This is a genomic window from Undibacterium sp. Ji50W, assembly GCF_049340445.1.
Taxonomy (GTDB): domain Bacteria; phylum Pseudomonadota; class Gammaproteobacteria; order Burkholderiales; family Burkholderiaceae_D; genus Undibacterium.
The window spans coordinates 42,694-58,889 of record NZ_JBMPOX010000013.1; the positions used below are offsets into that span (position 1 = coordinate 42,694).

At 51.7% G+C, this 16,196-nt stretch carries 19 protein-coding genes; 10 read left to right on the plus strand and 9 right to left on the minus strand.

The genetic code is table 11. The annotated features are described in order from the left end of the window. The first annotated feature begins 84 nt into the window (after positions 1–84). Positions 85–834 (plus strand): hypothetical protein, encoded by a 750-nt coding sequence (locus tag ACO0K9_RS17775; protein ID WP_422987328.1) that lies wholly within the window; start codon positions 85–87, stop codon positions 832–834. Positions 835–889: 55 nt separating this feature from the next. On the opposite strand, the gene ACO0K9_RS17780 is transcribed toward ACO0K9_RS17775, so the two are convergent. The 3 genes from ACO0K9_RS17780 to ACO0K9_RS17790 form a co-directional block, all read right to left on the minus strand. Next, on the minus strand, positions 890–1,417 hold the full coding sequence (locus ACO0K9_RS17780) for a GNAT family N-acetyltransferase (RefSeq protein ID WP_422987330.1): 528 nt from the start codon (positions 1,415–1,417) through the stop codon (positions 890–892). A gap of 124 nt (positions 1,418–1,541) precedes the next feature. Next, entirely contained in the window at positions 1,542–2,387 is an 846-nt protein-coding gene (locus ACO0K9_RS17785; protein WP_422987332.1) for a PA4780 family RIO1-like protein kinase, read from the minus strand. Between the two features lie 13 nt (positions 2,388–2,400). Continuing rightward, on the minus strand, positions 2,401–2,661 hold the full coding sequence (locus ACO0K9_RS17790; RefSeq protein WP_422987334.1) for a hypothetical protein: 261 nt from the start codon (positions 2,659–2,661) through the stop codon (positions 2,401–2,403). Positions 2,662–2,924: 263 nt separating this feature from the next. Between ACO0K9_RS17790 and ACO0K9_RS17795 the strand changes: the two genes are divergently transcribed. The 9 genes from ACO0K9_RS17795 to ACO0K9_RS17835 all read left to right on the plus strand — a co-directional run bounded on the left by ACO0K9_RS17795 (position 2,925) and on the right by ACO0K9_RS17835 (position 10,244). Further along, complete coding sequence (locus ACO0K9_RS17795) at positions 2,925–3,743, plus strand: hypothetical protein (RefSeq protein ID WP_422987336.1); 819 nt, start codon at positions 2,925–2,927, stop codon at positions 3,741–3,743. Positions 3,744–3,834: 91 nt separating this feature from the next. Then, positions 3,835–4,758: a fused MFS/spermidine synthase gene (locus tag ACO0K9_RS17800; RefSeq protein WP_422987338.1), complete on the plus strand. Its 924-nt coding sequence runs from the start codon at positions 3,835–3,837 to the stop codon at positions 4,756–4,758. Positions 4,759–4,971: 213 nt separating this feature from the next. Next, positions 4,972–5,742, plus strand: coding sequence for a DUF1223 domain-containing protein (locus tag ACO0K9_RS17805; protein ID WP_422987340.1), 771 nt, complete (start codon positions 4,972–4,974; stop codon positions 5,740–5,742). A 279-nt stretch (positions 5,743–6,021) separates the two neighbouring features. Next, a complete protein-coding gene (locus ACO0K9_RS17810) occupies positions 6,022–6,474 on the plus strand; it encodes a DUF2214 family protein (protein WP_422987342.1) in 453 nt (150 codons plus the stop codon). Positions 6,475–6,670: 196 nt separating this feature from the next. After that, positions 6,671–7,042, plus strand: a complete 372-nt coding sequence (locus ACO0K9_RS17815; protein WP_422987344.1) for a hypothetical protein — start codon at positions 6,671–6,673, stop codon at positions 7,040–7,042. 281 nt (positions 7,043–7,323) lie between these two features. Then, the gene (locus tag ACO0K9_RS17820; RefSeq protein WP_422987346.1) at positions 7,324–7,674 is read left to right on the plus strand and encodes a LiaI-LiaF-like domain-containing protein; all 351 of its coding nucleotides are present in this window, start codon (positions 7,324–7,326) and stop codon (positions 7,672–7,674) included. Positions 7,675–7,704: 30 nt separating this feature from the next. Then, positions 7,705–8,391 carry a LiaI-LiaF-like domain-containing protein gene (locus tag ACO0K9_RS17825; protein ID WP_422987348.1) on the plus strand — a complete coding sequence of 229 codons (687 nt, stop codon included), beginning with the start codon at positions 7,705–7,707 and terminating at the stop codon, positions 8,389–8,391. A 15-nt stretch (positions 8,392–8,406) separates the two neighbouring features. Further along, positions 8,407–9,474 carry a sensor histidine kinase gene (locus ACO0K9_RS17830; RefSeq protein WP_422987350.1) on the plus strand — a complete coding sequence of 356 codons (1,068 nt, stop codon included), beginning with the start codon at positions 8,407–8,409 and terminating at the stop codon, positions 9,472–9,474. Beyond that, the gene (locus tag ACO0K9_RS17835; protein ID WP_422987352.1) at positions 9,471–10,244 is read left to right on the plus strand and encodes a LytR/AlgR family response regulator transcription factor; all 774 of its coding nucleotides are present in this window, start codon (positions 9,471–9,473) and stop codon (positions 10,242–10,244) included. The genes ACO0K9_RS17830 and ACO0K9_RS17835 overlap by 4 nt, the downstream gene beginning before the upstream one ends. Positions 10,245–10,277: 33 nt before the next feature. On the opposite strand, the gene ACO0K9_RS17840 is transcribed toward ACO0K9_RS17835, so the two are convergent. The 6 genes from ACO0K9_RS17840 to ACO0K9_RS17865 form a co-directional block, all read right to left on the minus strand. Next, positions 10,278–11,135: an HDOD domain-containing protein gene (locus ACO0K9_RS17840; RefSeq protein ID WP_422987354.1), complete on the minus strand. Its 858-nt coding sequence runs from the start codon at positions 11,133–11,135 to the stop codon at positions 10,278–10,280. Between the two features lie 98 nt (positions 11,136–11,233). Next, positions 11,234–11,788: a winged helix DNA-binding protein gene (locus tag ACO0K9_RS17845; RefSeq protein WP_422987356.1), complete on the minus strand. Its 555-nt coding sequence runs from the start codon at positions 11,786–11,788 to the stop codon at positions 11,234–11,236. Positions 11,789–11,957: 169 nt separating this feature from the next. Beyond that, positions 11,958–13,568 carry a methyl-accepting chemotaxis protein gene (locus ACO0K9_RS17850; protein WP_422987358.1) on the minus strand — a complete coding sequence of 537 codons (1,611 nt, stop codon included), beginning with the start codon at positions 13,566–13,568 and terminating at the stop codon, positions 11,958–11,960. A gap of 125 nt (positions 13,569–13,693) precedes the next feature. Then, the gene (locus ACO0K9_RS17855) at positions 13,694–14,398 is read right to left on the minus strand and encodes an ABC transporter ATP-binding protein (RefSeq protein ID WP_422987360.1); all 705 of its coding nucleotides are present in this window, start codon (positions 14,396–14,398) and stop codon (positions 13,694–13,696) included. Beyond that, positions 14,398–15,111, minus strand: coding sequence for an ABC transporter ATP-binding protein (locus tag ACO0K9_RS17860; protein ID WP_422987362.1), 714 nt, complete (start codon positions 15,109–15,111; stop codon positions 14,398–14,400). Before ACO0K9_RS17860 ends, ACO0K9_RS17855 begins: the two co-directional genes overlap by 1 nt. Then, a complete protein-coding gene (locus ACO0K9_RS17865; protein ID WP_422987364.1) occupies positions 15,108–16,193 on the minus strand; it encodes a branched-chain amino acid ABC transporter permease in 1,086 nt (361 codons plus the stop codon). The genes ACO0K9_RS17860 and ACO0K9_RS17865 overlap by 4 nt, the downstream gene beginning before the upstream one ends. Positions 16,194–16,196 lie beyond the last annotated feature (3 nt).

Consider the following 16,196-nt stretch of genomic DNA (forward strand, 5'->3'; position numbering starts at 1 on the left):
CACATTTAGGCAGTATTGAAATTGAAATACTGCAACACCGGCGTCAGCACAGTAAAATGCACCATTGATCTTTGCGCTCACAAAATGAAATTCCCTTCACTCGCCAGCCTGGCAGCAATATGGATGCTTATCCACACTGTGCACACGGTGGCAGCAGAAGACACTATTACCGTCGCCTGGCGCATCAAGCCGCCGCATCAGTATATTGAAAACGGCGTCGAAAAAGGCATCTTGCTGGACCGCGCCAAGCAGGTCTTCAGCGTCGCCCACATACCAGTCAATTTTGTGGAAGAGCCGGCGAAACGCATCTGGAGTAATTTTTCTGGCGGCAGCAAAAACTATTGCTCGTTCGGCTGGTACAGGATTCCCGAACGTGAGTCGCTGGTACAGTTTTCCGACATCTTCCATACCGACCCGCCGCATACCTTGCTGGTCAGCCCTGCTGCCATCAAGCAGGTATCTGCCCACCGCAGCCTCGCCAGCCTGATGGCAGACCGTAGCCTGACGCTGGGTGTCGTCGACGCTGTGTCCTACGGACCAGAACTGGATGCCATGATCAAATCCAGCAAAAACCGGATAGAACGCAGCACCACCCTGCCGATGATCATGGCACGCATGGTCGGCGCCAACCGCGCATCCTATATGCTGATTGATCGTGAAGACTGGGAATACCTGAAAGATAAAGAAGACAGCCTGCACCAGACCACACAGATGGATCTGGCAGGCATGCCGGCAGGATTACACCGTTATATCGTCTGCAGCAAAGATATCTCGTCTGAACAAATGCAAAAGATCAATGCGGGAATACAGAAGGTATTTCGGGCGAAAAAATAGTAATACCCATTACATCAGTTCGTCAGGTGACTAGGGCTTGTTGACCTAACTGGCATCAAAGCGCTTCCCATTCATGTCTCAACAAGGCATACATCGCAATATCTCCATGCTTGCCACGGCAGAAAATGGCACCACGCGCAATGCCTTCTTTGATGTAACCACAGTTGATGGCGACTTTTTCTGATGCAATGTTACCCACACTCATGTGAATTTCCAGGCGGTTGATCAGCAGGGTCTTGAACAGGTAATCGGTCAGTAGTTTTACTGCCTCGGTCATGATACCTTTGCCGTGCAGGTTTTTGACAAACAGGCCATAGCCGATTTCCCTGGCATTGAAATACGGCACGGTCTTGAAATGAAAGACACGTCCTATGATCTTTTCATTCTCGTCAATAATCAGAAACGTCTCCGACATCTCCTTGGAGCGCGACTCATCATCAAATTTCTTTTCAGCAGTGCCCGGCAACATGATATCCAGGGGTAAAAAATCGCCCTTGCCATCTGGATGGTTCATCAAATCAAGCAGGGTCGCCACATCTTCTTTTCTGACATGGCGCAGGTAAAAGCAGCTTCCTTTAATCATGCATATGCTCCTCGACAAGTATCCATAAATCATTGATGCCATCCATACGCAACCAATGAACAAATATGGACAAGAGATCAAGGTGAGAGTTCCCGTCTGCCACTATCGTCAAAGTTGCCCGGGCTTACATTTCCAGCAAGCGTCTTTGTCGTTCTTTTTCTTCCAGGATGGCAGATTCGATTTCTTCCAGCACGGCGCCAACGTCAACCGGGCGCTTGTCTATTGCCACCTTGCCGGTCAATGCGGTTTCCGGTGTCAGTAAGCCGGCGACATACAGTTTCCAGATTTCCTTGCCGTATTGGGTATCCAGCAGCTCGGGGGCAAACTGACCGAAATAAGTCGCCAGATTGCGGACGTCGCGTTCCAGCAGGACGGCAGCTTCGGTATTGCTGGCAGCATCAATCGCTTGCGGCAGGTCGATAATCACCGGGCCTTCGGCATCCACCAGAATATTGAATTCTGACAGATCACCATGTATCACCCCGGCGCACAGCATCAGCACGACCTGATGCAGCAACTGTGTGTGATAAGCCAGCGCCAGTGCCGGTGACAGTTCTATGTCATTCAGGCGCGGTGCAGCATTGCCGTCGGAATCGGTGACCAGGTCCATCAGCAACACACCTTCAAAACAGATATACGGCCGTGGCACCTTGACGCCTGCGGCTGCCAGTTTGTACAGAGCATCCACTTCGGCGCTTTGCCAGACTTCTTCCTGCATCTTGCGGCCATAGCGCGTGCCTTTTTCCATGGCGCGTGCCTGACGGCTGTTTTTGACCTTGCGTCCTTCCTGATACGAAGCGGCATTTTTAAAACTACGCTGGCTGGCTTCTTTATAAACCTTGGCACAACGGATTTCTTCGCCACAGCGCACCACATACACGGTCGCTTCTTTTCCACTCATAAGCTGGCGCATGACTTCATCCAGCAAGCCCTCTTCCTGCAAGGGCTGCAGTCTTTTTGGTGTTTTCATTCGTGGGAGCTGCTCAGGCCTTGCGCGGCTTGCCGCCGGTTTTGACTAATTTGACCGGTGCATGTCCACGCGACTTATTGCGCATGTCATAGATGGCCTTGGCATCCTGCTCGGCCCTTTCTTGCGTACGCATGGCGGGAACATCGTCGTGCAAGGTAAAAAAGTCGGCCGCCTGGGCCCGCATTACATGCTTGATGGCTTCATCATCGCTGAGATCAAATCGTTCCGTCATTAAAGTGGTGACTTCATCCAGATATTCTTCATAGGTCATCATCGTATTTTTTTCCTGTCTTTATGGAGTGCCTGGTGCTGATACATCAAATGGGTATAAAAATAGCCATAAAGATATATAAGCCGTGCCAGCCACACAATCATTGCGTTTGGCACAAGTGTATTTGGGCTGTGCCGACTCCAGCTTCATTAATAAAGTCTGCACAAAGGTGAAGTATTGTACACGTGCTGCCTGCTCACAACGGTAAGCTGTGAAATCTCGGCTACAATGCCGCCTTCCAGGAAATATCCCACAAGAGTTATTGCATGAGCATAGTCATCCATGAGGCGCTGCGCGCCTATATCGATCCCCTGACCGAACACGAATTCGCTGCGCTTGAGCGCAGCATACTCACAGAAGGTTGCCGCGATGCACTGGTGTGCTGGGGTGACATCCTGATCGATGGCCATAATCGCTACGCCATCTGCCAGCGTCATGGTTTGTCTTACAATACCGTGCAAAATGGCAATTTTATCAATATTGAAGACGTGCAACTGTGGATGATAGACAATCACCTTGGACGTCGCAGTGTGTCTGACTTCCAGCGAGGCATGCTGGCGTTGCGCAAGAAAGAAATCGTCACCAGCCGCATGAAGGCTCAGGAAGAACAACCCGCGCCAGATACGCCAGAAAGCGAAGTCGCCGTCCCCATCATCAAGCCCACCCAGAGCCGCCAGGAAATCGCCCGGGTTGCCGGTATCAGCAGCAATGCTGTGGTACAGATAGAAAAAATACAAAAAGCAGCCGCGCCAGAACTGGTGCAGGCGGTACGCGATGGCACTATATCCATCAGCGCCGCTGCTGCCATCGCCTCTTTACCCAGCGATGAACAGGTCGCCGCCGTGGCAGGTGGCCGCAAGGAATTGCAACAGGCAGCCCGCCAGGTCCGGGAAAAAGCACGCGAGCATAAAGCACCACCCAAAGTCAGCGAAGCCGCCGCCGAAGTCACGGCAGACCATCAAACTGCAAGGGTACAGACCCTGGATGAAGTCAGCGCCCTGCGCCAGCAAGTCCAGAGCCTGCAAATGGAAAACAATGCATTGCAACGGCAGATCGCCGCCCTGAAAGAGCAACTGGCAGTATGATCATCCGTAATACCAACCAGTAGCAACCAGCAGCAACCAGGACTCATTTCATAAATAGGGATGCGTTCTACACAAAACCGTGGATAGGGGAATGGCAGAAAAGCGCGCAAGTTTGTCCAGCCTGTTTTTGAACAAGCTATCCGGTGCCGAGCTGGAGCATATGCGCCGCCTGGAAGCCATACAGCAAGCGCACCAGGGCCGGCCATTTTATGTCGACGACGACAATTTGCGCATGATGTACCTGAACCCCAAGTGCATGCAGAGTGTCATGAAGCTGGATGCCCCGAACGAATTGGTCTGCGCCTACTCGCGCACTGTCATGGGTTTTTTACTGTTTCACCCCAGGCCTTCGCATATTTTACTGATAGGCCTGGGTGGCGGTTCCCTCGTCAAATACTGTTATCACCACTTGCCCGATTGCCGTATCACCGCGCTGGAAATCAATGCTGACGTGATCGCCATGCGCGAGCAATTCATGCTGCCAGCAGATGACGAACGCCTGCACATCATCCAGTGTGATGCCATCAGTCATTTGCAGCAGCATGCCTATGCAGCCGATGTCATCTTGCTGGATGCCTATGATGAAAACGGCCTGGTGGCCGCACTCAACACGGCAGAATTTTATGCCAACTGCCAGCGTCAACTGGCTACCGACGGCGTGCTGGTTGCCAATGTCTGGGGCAAACCCAGCGCCCTGGCAGACATGCTGGGTCGCCTGCGCCAAGTATTCAAGCAACAGGTCTGCTGGAGCCGCTCTGAAGACAGCTACAACCTGATCGTCTTTGCTGTCAAAGGCAGCGCCATACCCAGGGCACACACAGGTGAACACCCTGCCCTGCAACTGGAAGCACTGGCAGCGCGCCTGCTCAGCCTTGATCCCACTACCTCATTTGAGCAAGTTGACGAAGAATTGCACGCACTCAAACAAAGCCTGGCTGGCATCATGGTGGCAGATAACAAAGTTCCCCAAACCTATGCCGACTGGAAAAAGCGGGTAACACAGCAGCAGTTGTAAGTTAATCGGGGCTGGTCCGACTACACTGTAGCGTAGTCTTAAAACGTGTTTACGATCTGTAGCGAGCGAGCGTCAGCGGGGTGAAGAGCAGCGCAAAAAGCGGAATGTACTCTAAGTACATGAGCATTTTGAGCAGCGCATGAGCCCCGCATGGACTCCTATTGCGCTCGCGCAGTAAGATCGTAAACAGGTTCTTAGTCACAAGGAGCCCCCATGAAACCCCTATTCCTGATCAGCTTGTTTGCCAGTGTCGCCAGCAGCCCCCTGCAGGCTGCCGACATTTGCAGCAAAACCAGTCCCGGTCATACCGTCGCCCTGCTGGAACTGTATACGTCTGAAGGCTGTGACAGTTGTCCGCCTGCCGACAAAACCATCAGCCGCCTGTATCAAAGCACGGGCCTGAACAGTGATCAGGTGATACCGGTGTCCCTGCACGTGGATTACTGGGATTATCTGGGCTGGAAAGATATCTTTGCCAAACAGTTGTACACCGAAAGACAGCGCAGCCTGGCAGACCTGGCGGGCAGTCGTTCGGTGTATACACCTGAAATCTTTTTGGCAGGCAAGGAAGTGCGCAACTGGCGCAATGGCCTGAGCGATGACATCAAGCGTATCAATCAAAAACCGGCAACGGCCAGCCTGCGTCTGGGCATAGAGAAACTGGCCGACAACAAACTGTATGTCAATCTGCAAGGCAATAGCATGCAAGAAGCCAGCCTGTATGTCAGCCTGGTAGAACAGGGCCTGGTCAGCAAGATACAGGCCGGTGAAAACCGTGGTGCCACCTTGCAGCATGACTACGTTGCCAGAGAATGGGGTGAAGTCTACCGGCTGAACGCAGGCAAAACCGCAAGCTATTCCACCCAACTGGCCATACCCGCCAGCACAAAACGTAAAAACCTGTCGCTGCTGGCATTTGCGCAAGACAAGCAAGGCAATATCGTGCAGGCAGTAAGCCTGCCTCTGTGTGACAGCCCGCAATAAGATCGTAAACATGCTCTGAGGGCTTGCGCCATTTTACCTGTGCTTAGCGACATATTTACCGGCACTGGTCTTAACTTTAAGGCAAGCACAAGAAAGATGGTTTAGACTCCCTGCATTCCCCGTTGTTGCCATCTATATGATTACCATTAGGACTTACGCAAAATTGTCCCAGCAAGGCGTAGCGACGAAGACAGTACGAATAGTACGGCTAGGAGCTGCAACGCAGCTGGGGCGGTTTTGCGTAAGTCCCAACCATCAATCTTGCCAGGAGCCAGCCAAATGAATCTACTAGTCGCCTTTTTACACCATCTTGCCGCATTCACCCTGGTCAGTTCACTGGTCGCGGAAATGATCTTGATACGTCAGCCTTTGAGTGTGTCGTCCGCCAAAAGCCTGCGTACTCTGGACGGCATCTATGGCGTGAGTGCCATGCTGATCCTGGTCATGGGCATATTGCGCGTCATCTACTTTGAGAAAGGTGCGGCCTATTATCTGCACAATCATGCCTTCCTGCTCAAGATGACTGCCTTTATCGTGGTCGGTCTGCTGTCCATCTATCCCACCATGATCTTCCTGCGCTGGGCGCCGGCGTTGAAGCAAAATCAGTTACCGCTGCTGAGTCCGGCCCAGGCCAAGAATATACGCAGGGTTTTACATCTGGAACTGGCGGGTATCGTCGTCATTATTCTGGGTGCGGTGCTGATGGCGAAAGGCGCTGGTTTTACGGCTTAACACTTGTTTACGATCTTACTGCGCCTGTCAGTTGTTTTAAGCCAATTTACATGGAAGAAAAGTTGTATAAACGACTGAATTCTGGCAAGCTTTCCGAAAAGACATGCGATTCTCAACAATCGTCCCAACAATCACATGTCGACAAGAACAAGGATGATGCCACCCTGGCTGGCATCACAGCTTTCAGGGATTCGCCATGTACGATGAAAATGACTTCTTTGCGGTATCCAAGTTCTTGAAACTGGGTATCAAAATCACGTTCAGAAATCCCATGGGCCAAAACCCATCGTTTCAAAGCAGCTTCCCTACACCCAAGGGTACTACCGTTACCCTGGATGAAAAAAACCTGTATGAAGTTGAGCGTAAATTACGCGCCTTGATCGGCAGTGATGTACCGGTCAAGACCAAGGCAGCCCCGTTTGTCTATCTGGGCACGAATTTCCGTGGTTTGCTGTACTGCACCAAAGGCTCCAATGAGTATATCGTGCAGGAAACCCATGACCTGTTCGGCACGGAATCCAAGCGTATCGTACGCACCGCCGAGCATTTCATTCAATTGCTCAGCTAACACGACACCCACACCACCACTGCTGAACCATGCAATGGTAAAACCGGCTGGCAGCCAATCCTGCCCGACAAAACTTCCCTCAAGCGCCAATTACCGACGATTTGCGTCATTCGCCGACACAGACGCGACAAACACGCCCGCCTTGCGTATCTTGACTTCACCGGACAAGAACCGGCAGGTTTTCAAAAATAGCTCGTTCCAGTTGTTACGAAAAAACCTGCCTTCAGACCCAATAGGCACACACGTGCCAGGTCCGCAAACAGTGAAAGAAAGGGTATCGTATGACGAACGAAATGAACAATCAACACATCAACAAAGGTAATTTATTCTTTGGATTGGCGTTGATCGTTGCCGGTTGCGTGTTCCTGATGGATCATATGGACATGCTCAATGCTATGGATTACTGGTTCCTGTTACCCGCCATGATCGCCATCAGCGGCCTGGTCGATATCATCAGCCCCAGCAAACCCCAGCACATAGCCAAAGGCTGCTTCAACCTGGTATTTGCATTCTGGCTGTATGTATCGATAGAACATATGTGGGGCTGGAGTTTTCATACCAGTTGGCCACTGCTGCTGATCGCCTTTGGCTTGCGGCATTTCATTGGCGGCTTGCTGACTGTACGCAAATAAAAAAAGACATTTCAATTAAGGACTATCATCATGAACAACAATAACGCGCAAGGCCGCATCCTGGTTGGTGCCATGCTGTTGATATTTGGTACGCTGGCATTGCTGGATAATCTGGATATTTTCAACACCCGCGACATTTTCCATTTCTGGCCCACGGTGTTCATCATCATTGGTGTGCTGAAAATTTCAAAAAGTGACAGTACAGCCGGGTATATTATCGGCGGTGGCTTCATCATCCTGGGTAGCATGCTGACATTGCAATACATGGGCATCATCCACTTCCGCATGCGCGACTTGTGGCCAATTTTCCTGATCTTCGCGGGTCTGATGGTGATTTTCAAAGGTAAACTGGGCGATAAGGATCGCTACCTGAATGGACAGGTAAATCAGGATTCCGTGTGCAATATCGTCGCCGTCATGAGTGGCAATAAACTGCAAAACAGTTCTCAGGATTTCAAGGGAGGTGAAATCAATGCCGTCATGGGAGGTGTGGAACTGGATTTGCGTCAGGCCTCCATACAGTCGGAAGCAACCCTGAATGTCTTCGCCATGTGGGGTGGCATAGTGCTGAAAGTACCGAATGACTGGACAGTAATCAGCCATGGCTCACCAATACTGGGTGGATTTGAGGACAAAACCGTGCCGCCCATGCTGACTGCGAAAAAATTGTATATCAAAGGTTACGCCGTCATGGGTGGTGTCGAAGTCAAAAACTGAAACGCTTAGGCTTGCATGCATCCCATATTGTCAGATTTCCGTCGCTTCCTGCTGTATATCGCCGCCTGCCTGCTGATGGGCGTCGGTATCGCCAGGTTGCTGGTGGCGGCGGAACTGAGCACGATGTCTTACGCACTGCTGTTTTCCTTGCCCCTGGCCCTGCTCGGTGGTTTTCTTGCATCCTCCGCCTATTATGTCTGCCGTTCCCTGCCTATAGCACACAGAAGGATGGTCACCGCCGTGCTGGTCTTTGGCAGTGCATCGCTGATCTCAGGCTTGAGCTGGCTGGGCATCTGCCATGGCTGGAACAAGGTCCTGTTTTTCCTGTTGGAAGATGGCACCGAACTGCAGATCACACCACACCTGTCAGCACTGTTTTTCCTGGCTGGCTTTGCCTTGTATGTGCTGGCCTTGCTGGCCTTCGACCTGTATATCGCCTTTGACAATATGCATGAAGCAGACCGGCGTGAAGCGGCATCCCGCCTGCTGGCAAGGGATGCCGAACTACAGGTTTTACGCTCGCAGATCGACCCGCATTTTCTTTTCAACAGCCTCAACTCCATCAGCGCACTGACAGCAATAGACCCCACCAGTGCACGCAGCATGACCATAGCGCTGGCTGATTTTTTCCGCCAGACCCTGTCGATTGCCGAAAAAGAAAAAATCAGCCTGAATGATGAAGTGCGTCTGTGTGAAAATTTCCTGGCCGTGGAAAAAATCCGTTTCGGTAAAAAATTGGGTAATACATTCGACATCAGCCCGGATGCAGGACAGGCATTGATACCGCCGATGATTTTGCAACCGCTATTGGAAAATGCCATCAAACATGGCATACGCAATCTGCCACAAGGCGGCATTATCACGGTCACCATCTTCAGGCGTGACCAGTGGCTGCATATCTCGGTAAAAAATCCAGTGGCTAGCGAAGCCAGCAACAGTGCCGGCAATGGCCTGGGTCTGCAGAATCTACGTCAGCGCTTTGCAGCTATCTATGGTGAACAGGCACGTGTCAGCTGGCAGCAAACAGCGAATGAATTCTTACTTGAAATGGCTCTGCCATATGAACAGGACAGACCGGCATGAATAAGCGCTTACGGGTATTGATCGTGGATGACGAAGAACTGGCACGCCGGCTTTCGATAGAATACCTGCGCTCACATACCGACATAGAGATCGTTGGTGAATGCGAAACCGGTATGGAAGCAGTAGAAGCCATCAGCAGGCTGGACCCGGAGCTGGTCTTGCTGGATATACAGATGCCGCAATTGTCCGGGCTGGAAGTGCTGGAAGTGACTGGCAGGCGCAGCGGCGTCATCTTCACCACGGCCTATGATCAGTATGCGTTGAAAGCCTTTGATTTACATGCCGTTGATTACTTGCTGAAACCTTTTTCCCAGCAACGCTTCGACGACGCCCTGGCAAAGGCGCGCAAATTGCTGGCCCAGGAAAGCACAGAAAAGTTGACGGATGCGGCACAAGCCCAGAACCTGGGCCAACTGGGTAAGCTGGTAGCACAACAAGGCCATCAACTGCAACGCCTGTTGATACGTGACCGTGGTCAGGTACATCATGTACCGCTGGACAGCATAGACTATGTTGAGGCACAAGACGATTACATCACCATCCATACAGCGCAAAAGTCGTATATGAAAACCCAGAGCCTGTCAGAACTGGAAGCCCTACTGGATGCCAGCAAATTCATCCGCATACATCGCTCGTTTTTATTGCATATCAGCGCGCTCAAGAACATAGAGCGGGCCAGCAAGGACAGCCATGTTGCGATACTCAAATCCGGCGTGCAGATTCCGGTCAGCCGCGCTGGCCATGAACGTATCAAGGCCTGCCTGGCTTAGTGTAGTGCTGCACTAGCCAACCAACAGCTATTTTCAGTTGATGGCCTTCAAGACCAAGGCCAGCTCTGTCCTGGTAGACTGCATCAGTTCATCAATATTTTCCGGCGTGATATCCAAGAGTTGGAAGCTGCCAGGGACTTTACTCCAGTCCAGTTCGGCAATGGTCTCGTTGACGAAATGGCCATCCAGAAAATCAGCCACGGCCACCACATCAATCAAACCCAGCTTATGCCCACTGCCAGGATTATGGTCACGATGATCCATGACGGCAACGCGTATATCGTCAGAAATTTCCCAGTCTTCCAGTATCGCCGAACCTATGCTGGCATGCCAGTGATCAATCAACTCCCACAGCGTCTGTTCGGATGTAAACAAGTCCTGGTAATGATTCGCGCGATTCAATATGTAAAACTTGCCTATGTCATGTAACAAGCCAGCCAGCATGGCCTTGTCGGCACTCAGGCGGGTATGGGTTTTGGCGATCACCATGGCCAGGGCCGCCACCCGCAGGCTGCGCCGCCACAGGCCATCCATCTGGGCGGACAGGCTGCCGTTAAACTTGTTCTCGGCCAACTGCTTCATGCCTATGGAAACGGCTATATTGCGCACGGCGGCAAATCCCAGCAACACTGTCGCCCCGCGCAAATCCGTAATCTTTTTACCCTGCGGGTTGAAAGAGGCGGAATTGCTGAGATGCAGTATCTTGGCCGACAATACCGGCTCGGTGCCGATAATCCGCGCCACCATATCGGTGGAAATATCCGCCTGGCTCAATGCCTTGCGGATCTTCATGGTCGCCCCTAGGGACGTGGGGAATACCAGCTTCTTTGCAGACAATTCCGCAGTAAAAGCTTCGAGGAATGCGAATTCGGCATTTTTTTGGGCTGTCATGATGGCAATCGAAATACGGACGACTTTTTATTGTACCTTGGGAAACCATTTCCAGGTAGACACAGCCGTCACCGCTGCCGTGAATTATCGATTTTAGTTTATAAAGAGGTTGCTGCCCTTGCAGCCTGCTCATACAGCCCGGACAAGACGCGCAAAAAGCGCGCCAGTTCGCTCAGTTCAAAACTTTCAGTGCCGTCACCGGTCAGCGCCGATACCAGCACCTGTTCGCGCACGGCGTAATAGCGCTGGCATACATCGCGCCCTGCTTCATTGGTGGAATACAGGATTTCCTTGCCACGTTTTTCGGTCTGCACCAGTGACAAAGCCTGCAATTTCTTGAGCGAATAATTAACGATATGGGTATCTTCAATATTGAGGATGAAGGCGATGTCTGCTAGCTTCTTTTCGCGTGCGCGGTGATTGATGTGATGTAATACCAGCACATCGGTAATCGTCATGTCTTTCATGCCGACGGCAGCCATGCATCTGACCGCCCAGCGATTGAAGGCATTGCCAGCAATGATCATGCCAAATTCAAATTCACTTAATTCCGCACTGCGACCTTCCGCCAGGTGTGAAGAAGAAACAATCGGCACCCTGGGTGACGCCGATGAACTCAGGCTGGTCTTTTTTGCAGGCTTGGTAGTGGACATAGAGATTCTTTAAAAAAATTGATATGAAGATTGCTAAACAGATGACGATATTTCGTCCTTTAATTTTAGCTTTTCCACGAAAAATAACAGCTATTTTCTATCAATTTATCAATAAATAATCAGTAATTCATCTTTTTCCACACCTGTCCACCACTAACGCCGTCCAAAATCAAGAAATTGCCAGCACCAACTTATTTTCCGTAGGCGCTGGCACGGCCTGCCCGGATTTTTCCAGCTTGAACACCGCCACGGTATGCACCAGTATTTCGGCTTCTTCCTGCATGCTTCTGGCAGCGGCAGCCGCCTCTTCCACCAACGCGGCGTTTTGCTGGGTCATCTCATCCATCATGCTGATGGCATGGTTAACCTGCAAAATGCCGGTATTCTGTTCACGGCTGGCCGAGCTGATTTCGCTGACGATATTGGCCACATGCTGCACAGATATCACGATATCCTGCATGGTGGCACTGGCTTCACTCACCAGTTTGCCACCAGCATCGACCTGGCCAACGGAATCAGCGATCAGGGTTTTGATTTCTTTCGCGGCGCTGGCCGATCTTTGTGACAGATTGCGTACTTCAGCGGCCACGACGGCAAAGCCACGACCATTTTCACCGGCCCGGGCAGCCTCGACTGCCGCGTTCAGCGCCAGGATATTGGTTTGAAACGCAATGCCATCAATCACGCCAATGATGTCAACGATCTTGTTGGAACTGGACTTGATCGCTCCCATGGTCAGTTCTACCTGCTGTATGACCTTGCCGCCCTTGCCTGCATGCTGAAAAGCCTTGTCGGCCAGTTGATGTGCCTGAACGGCATTTTCTGCATTCTGCCCTACGGTAGCGGCAAGCTGCTCCATGGAGGCGGCAGTTTCCTGCAAACCAGATGCCTGTTGTTCAGTGCGGTTGGATAAATCCAGGTTGCCATTCGCTATTTCACGTGCAGCAGTACCGATTTTTTCTGAACTTTGCCTGACCTGTCTCACTGCAATGATCAGACTTTGACTCATTTGATTCAACGACGACAACAGCTTGCCGGTTTCGTCATTGGTCCTGACTTCTATCTCTACCCGCAAATCGCCACTGGCGACAGCCTCCGCTAGCAGGATAGCGGCGTTCAATGAAGACGTAATCGTCCGTGTGGTGACGAGTGCAATCAGTATCGCCACCACCCCGGCAATAGCCAGCAAGATGATCATCAGCATTTGCGCCGCACCGGATATGGCTGCAGCATCACTGCCACTGTGCTCCATCAATCCAGCTTGCCAGGTCACCAGTTGGTCCAGCGCAGCAAAATACTGGTCCTGCAAAGGGGCAATTTCAGGCAATACCAGATCCCTGGCTTGCTCGACCTCGTTCTCGGCAATCAGCTTCAGAAACTTGTCCAGCACTGGCTGATAACGCTGCTTGGCGGCCAACACTGCCTGCAAAAAAATTTTCTCCTCTTCAAAATCGGCCAGCTTGTCAAACTTTGCCAGATCAAGATCAATCTGTTTACCGGCCTTGTCTATGGCGGACTGTTCCAGCTTTCTTTCGTCCAGGGTAGATAGTAGTAACAGACTTCTCAAGCTGCGAGCAATGTGGTCCAGATCAGATTTGATGCGGTTGGCAACAGCCGTTTTTGGATAGGCTTCCTTGACCACCAGATTTACTCCCTGGTTGATACGCCCCAGTTGCGTGACGCCGGTCACCGTCAATGCCAGCATCAACAAAATTACGAAACCAAAACCCAGACCCAGCCTATGGCCTATCTTCCAATTTTTGGTGTATTTGTTCAGCATAGCCTGCCCTCAAAGATGCAATCAAAAACAAAAACGCATTCCGTCTCCAAAATCGCAGACAAAGCGGGGCCAAGGCAAGTGACCCAACTTGCCTATTGACTTGCCTGCGATTGCTTGCGGGAGATCTAGACGCCCAGGTAAGCTTTCTTCACATCTTCATTGTTCAGCAGTTCTTGCCCCGTTCCCTGCATGACGATGCGACCTGTCTGTATCACATAACCATGATGGGCAATCGCCAGTGCCTTGTGCAGGTTTTGCTCTACCAATAATATCGACATGCCCTGCTGATTGATCAGTTGTATGGTGTCGAGTACCTTGGTGACGAACTTCGGTGCGATTCCCCAGGACGGTTCATCCAGTAACAGCAATTTGGGTTTCGCCATCAGGCCCCGGCCTATCGCCAGCATCTGCTGTTCGCCACCACTCATGGTGCCAGCCAATTGGTAGCGCCTTTCCTTGAGAATGGGAAACAAGCTGTACATGGTGTCTATGGACTCGGCCACTTCATCATCGTCACGGCGGGTATAGGCACCCAGTTGCAGATTTCTTTCCACCGTCAGACGGGCGAATATGCGTCGTCCTTCCGGCACCAATGACAAACCCAGGCCTACCCGTTTGCTGGCCGGGATTTTTTCCAGCGGCTTGCCGTCGAATACGATCTGACCGGCATCGGCCGCATTCAAACCGGCAATGGCGCGCAAGGTGGTAGACTTGCCATTGCCGTTACCACCGACCAGGGCGACGATCTTGCCCTTCTCGACATCCATATCGACCTTGGACAAGGCCAGCACGCCGTCATAACTGACTCTCAGGTTTCGTACTTGCAGCATCATTCATCTCCCAGGTAAGCAGCGATCACTTTGGGATCGTTAGACACTTGTTCAGGACTGCCTTCGGCGATCTTCTTGCCGTAATCGAGCACTACAATCGCATCAGCAATCGGCATGATGCCTTCCAGCACGTGTTCAACAATCAGGCAGGAAATACCTTCTTCACGGATTTTCAAAACCACGTCCACCGTCTCTTTGACTTCGGTCGGATTCAGGCCCGCCATGACTTCATCCATCAGCAACAGGCGTGGTCTGACTGCCAGTGCACGGGCCACCGCAAGGCGGCGCTGCTCGCTGATGGTCATGCTGCCAGCAGGCTTTTCTTTAAACTGACCAAGATTGACAAAGCTCAGCAATTTCGCGGCACTTTGTCTGGCATCCGCCACATTCTTGTTGATCAGAAAAGCACCAACCATGACGTTTTCCAGCGCTGTCATGCTGGTAAAGGTACGCGCCACCTGGAAGGTCCTGCCTATACCTGCTCGCGCACATTGCTCAGGGCTCATACCAGATACCCTGATGTCATTCATCCAGATTTCACCCGTGGTCGGTGGTGCATAACCTGCAATACAGTTAAACATGGTGGTCTTGCCAGCACCGTTCGGGCCTATCAGGCCAACGATCTTGCCGGCCCCTACCTCAAATGACACATCCTGATTGGCGGTGATACCGCCGAAGCGTTTGCTGACGCTTTCTACCCGCAATAAGCTCATGCTGCCTCCTTGCTGACTTGTGCATCCGTGGTGTCTTGTGCATCCAGTGATTTCTGCGCCTTGACCGCTTTTCTGCGGGCAAAAAATTGCTTGATCCAGCCCATCACACCTGTCGGATAGTAGACCGCAATCAGCACAATCAATGCTGCATAAATCACCAGATCCGTACCACGGCCAGAACCACCAAACAAAGCCCGTGTTCCCTCTTCAATGAAGGTCAATACACCTGCACCGATGACTGGTCCCAGCAAAGTGCCGACTCCACCCAATATGGATACCAGGGCCATCTTGATCGACAGGCCGGTATGCAGCACTGAACCCGGATCGATATACAATTCTTTCTGCGCATACAGGCTGCCACCGATGGCGGTAAAAAAACTGCTGACGGCAAAGGCGATCTGTTTGTAGCGACTCAGATTGATACCCAGGCTGCGTGCCGCATCCGGTTCATCCTTGATAGCGCGAAAGTAATAGCCAAGGTAGCTGTGTTCTATCCAGTAATTCACTGCCAGTGTCAGCAGCAAGAGCCCAAGGGCGATGTAGTAATACGGTGCCTTGTCGGTAAAAATCATGTTGCTCCAGCCCTGCTGATCCATGGGCAGGGTCAGGCCAACAGCGCCACCGGCATATTCCCAGTTGGTGAATATGATCTGGATGATTTCAGCCACGGCAATGGTTGCCATGCCAAAGTAATGGCCGTTGAGGCGAAAGCATGACCAGCCTATGATCAGGCTAATCAGTGCCGCCAATATGCCGCCACATAACATCGCCAGCCAGGCGTTCATGCCCCATTGCGTCAGCAGCAGTGTTGAGGTGTAGGCGCCCAGTCCGTAAAAGGCAACGTGCCCTAGCGACACCTGACCGGCATAGCCACCGACGATATTCCAGGCCACGCCCAGTTGTGCCGCCATCAGTATCAATATCGCCAGGTTCTGGTGTGACGGGTCTTTGACCACGACAGGTACCAGCAAAGCACAAATCACACATAGGGATAACAGTATGTATTTAACCGAGGATTTTCCATGAGAATCGGGTGCCAGCAATTCATGCGCCGATGTCAGGGTTTTTTCTTGTATGTTCATAGT

Excerpts from the sequence above, each read along its gene's own strand:
- ACO0K9_RS17775 (WP_422987328.1), top strand. The coding sequence starts at position 85 with ATGAAATTCCCTTCACTCGCCAGCCTGGCAGCAATATGGATGCTTATC.
- ACO0K9_RS17780 (WP_422987330.1), bottom strand. The coding sequence starts at position 1,417 with ATGATTAAAGGAAGCTGCTTTTACCTGCGCCATGTCAGAAAAGAAGAT.
- ACO0K9_RS17785 (WP_422987332.1), bottom strand. The coding sequence starts at position 2,387 with ATGAAAACACCAAAAAGACTGCAGCCCTTGCAGGAAGAGGGCTTGCTG.
- ACO0K9_RS17790 (WP_422987334.1), bottom strand. The coding sequence starts at position 2,661 with ATGATGACCTATGAAGAATATCTGGATGAAGTCACCACTTTAATGACG.
- ACO0K9_RS17795 (WP_422987336.1), top strand. The coding sequence starts at position 2,925 with ATGAGCATAGTCATCCATGAGGCGCTGCGCGCCTATATCGATCCCCTG.
- ACO0K9_RS17800 (WP_422987338.1), top strand. The coding sequence starts at position 3,835 with ATGGCAGAAAAGCGCGCAAGTTTGTCCAGCCTGTTTTTGAACAAGCTA.
- ACO0K9_RS17805 (WP_422987340.1), top strand. The coding sequence starts at position 4,972 with ATGAAACCCCTATTCCTGATCAGCTTGTTTGCCAGTGTCGCCAGCAGC.
- ACO0K9_RS17810 (WP_422987342.1), top strand. The coding sequence starts at position 6,022 with ATGAATCTACTAGTCGCCTTTTTACACCATCTTGCCGCATTCACCCTG.
- ACO0K9_RS17815 (WP_422987344.1), top strand. The coding sequence starts at position 6,671 with ATGTACGATGAAAATGACTTCTTTGCGGTATCCAAGTTCTTGAAACTG.
- ACO0K9_RS17820 (WP_422987346.1), top strand. The coding sequence starts at position 7,324 with ATGACGAACGAAATGAACAATCAACACATCAACAAAGGTAATTTATTC.
- ACO0K9_RS17825 (WP_422987348.1), top strand. The coding sequence starts at position 7,705 with ATGAACAACAATAACGCGCAAGGCCGCATCCTGGTTGGTGCCATGCTG.
- ACO0K9_RS17830 (WP_422987350.1), top strand. The coding sequence starts at position 8,407 with ATGCATCCCATATTGTCAGATTTCCGTCGCTTCCTGCTGTATATCGCC.
- ACO0K9_RS17835 (WP_422987352.1), top strand. The coding sequence starts at position 9,471 with ATGAATAAGCGCTTACGGGTATTGATCGTGGATGACGAAGAACTGGCA.
- ACO0K9_RS17840 (WP_422987354.1), bottom strand. The coding sequence starts at position 11,135 with ATGACAGCCCAAAAAAATGCCGAATTCGCATTCCTCGAAGCTTTTACT.
- ACO0K9_RS17845 (WP_422987356.1), bottom strand. The coding sequence starts at position 11,788 with ATGTCCACTACCAAGCCTGCAAAAAAGACCAGCCTGAGTTCATCGGCG.
- ACO0K9_RS17850 (WP_422987358.1), bottom strand. The coding sequence starts at position 13,568 with ATGCTGAACAAATACACCAAAAATTGGAAGATAGGCCATAGGCTGGGT.
- ACO0K9_RS17855 (WP_422987360.1), bottom strand. The coding sequence starts at position 14,398 with ATGCTGCAAGTACGAAACCTGAGAGTCAGTTATGACGGCGTGCTGGCC.
- ACO0K9_RS17860 (WP_422987362.1), bottom strand. The coding sequence starts at position 15,111 with ATGAGCTTATTGCGGGTAGAAAGCGTCAGCAAACGCTTCGGCGGTATC.
- ACO0K9_RS17865 (WP_422987364.1), bottom strand. The coding sequence starts at position 16,193 with ATGAACATACAAGAAAAAACCCTGACATCGGCGCATGAATTGCTGGCA.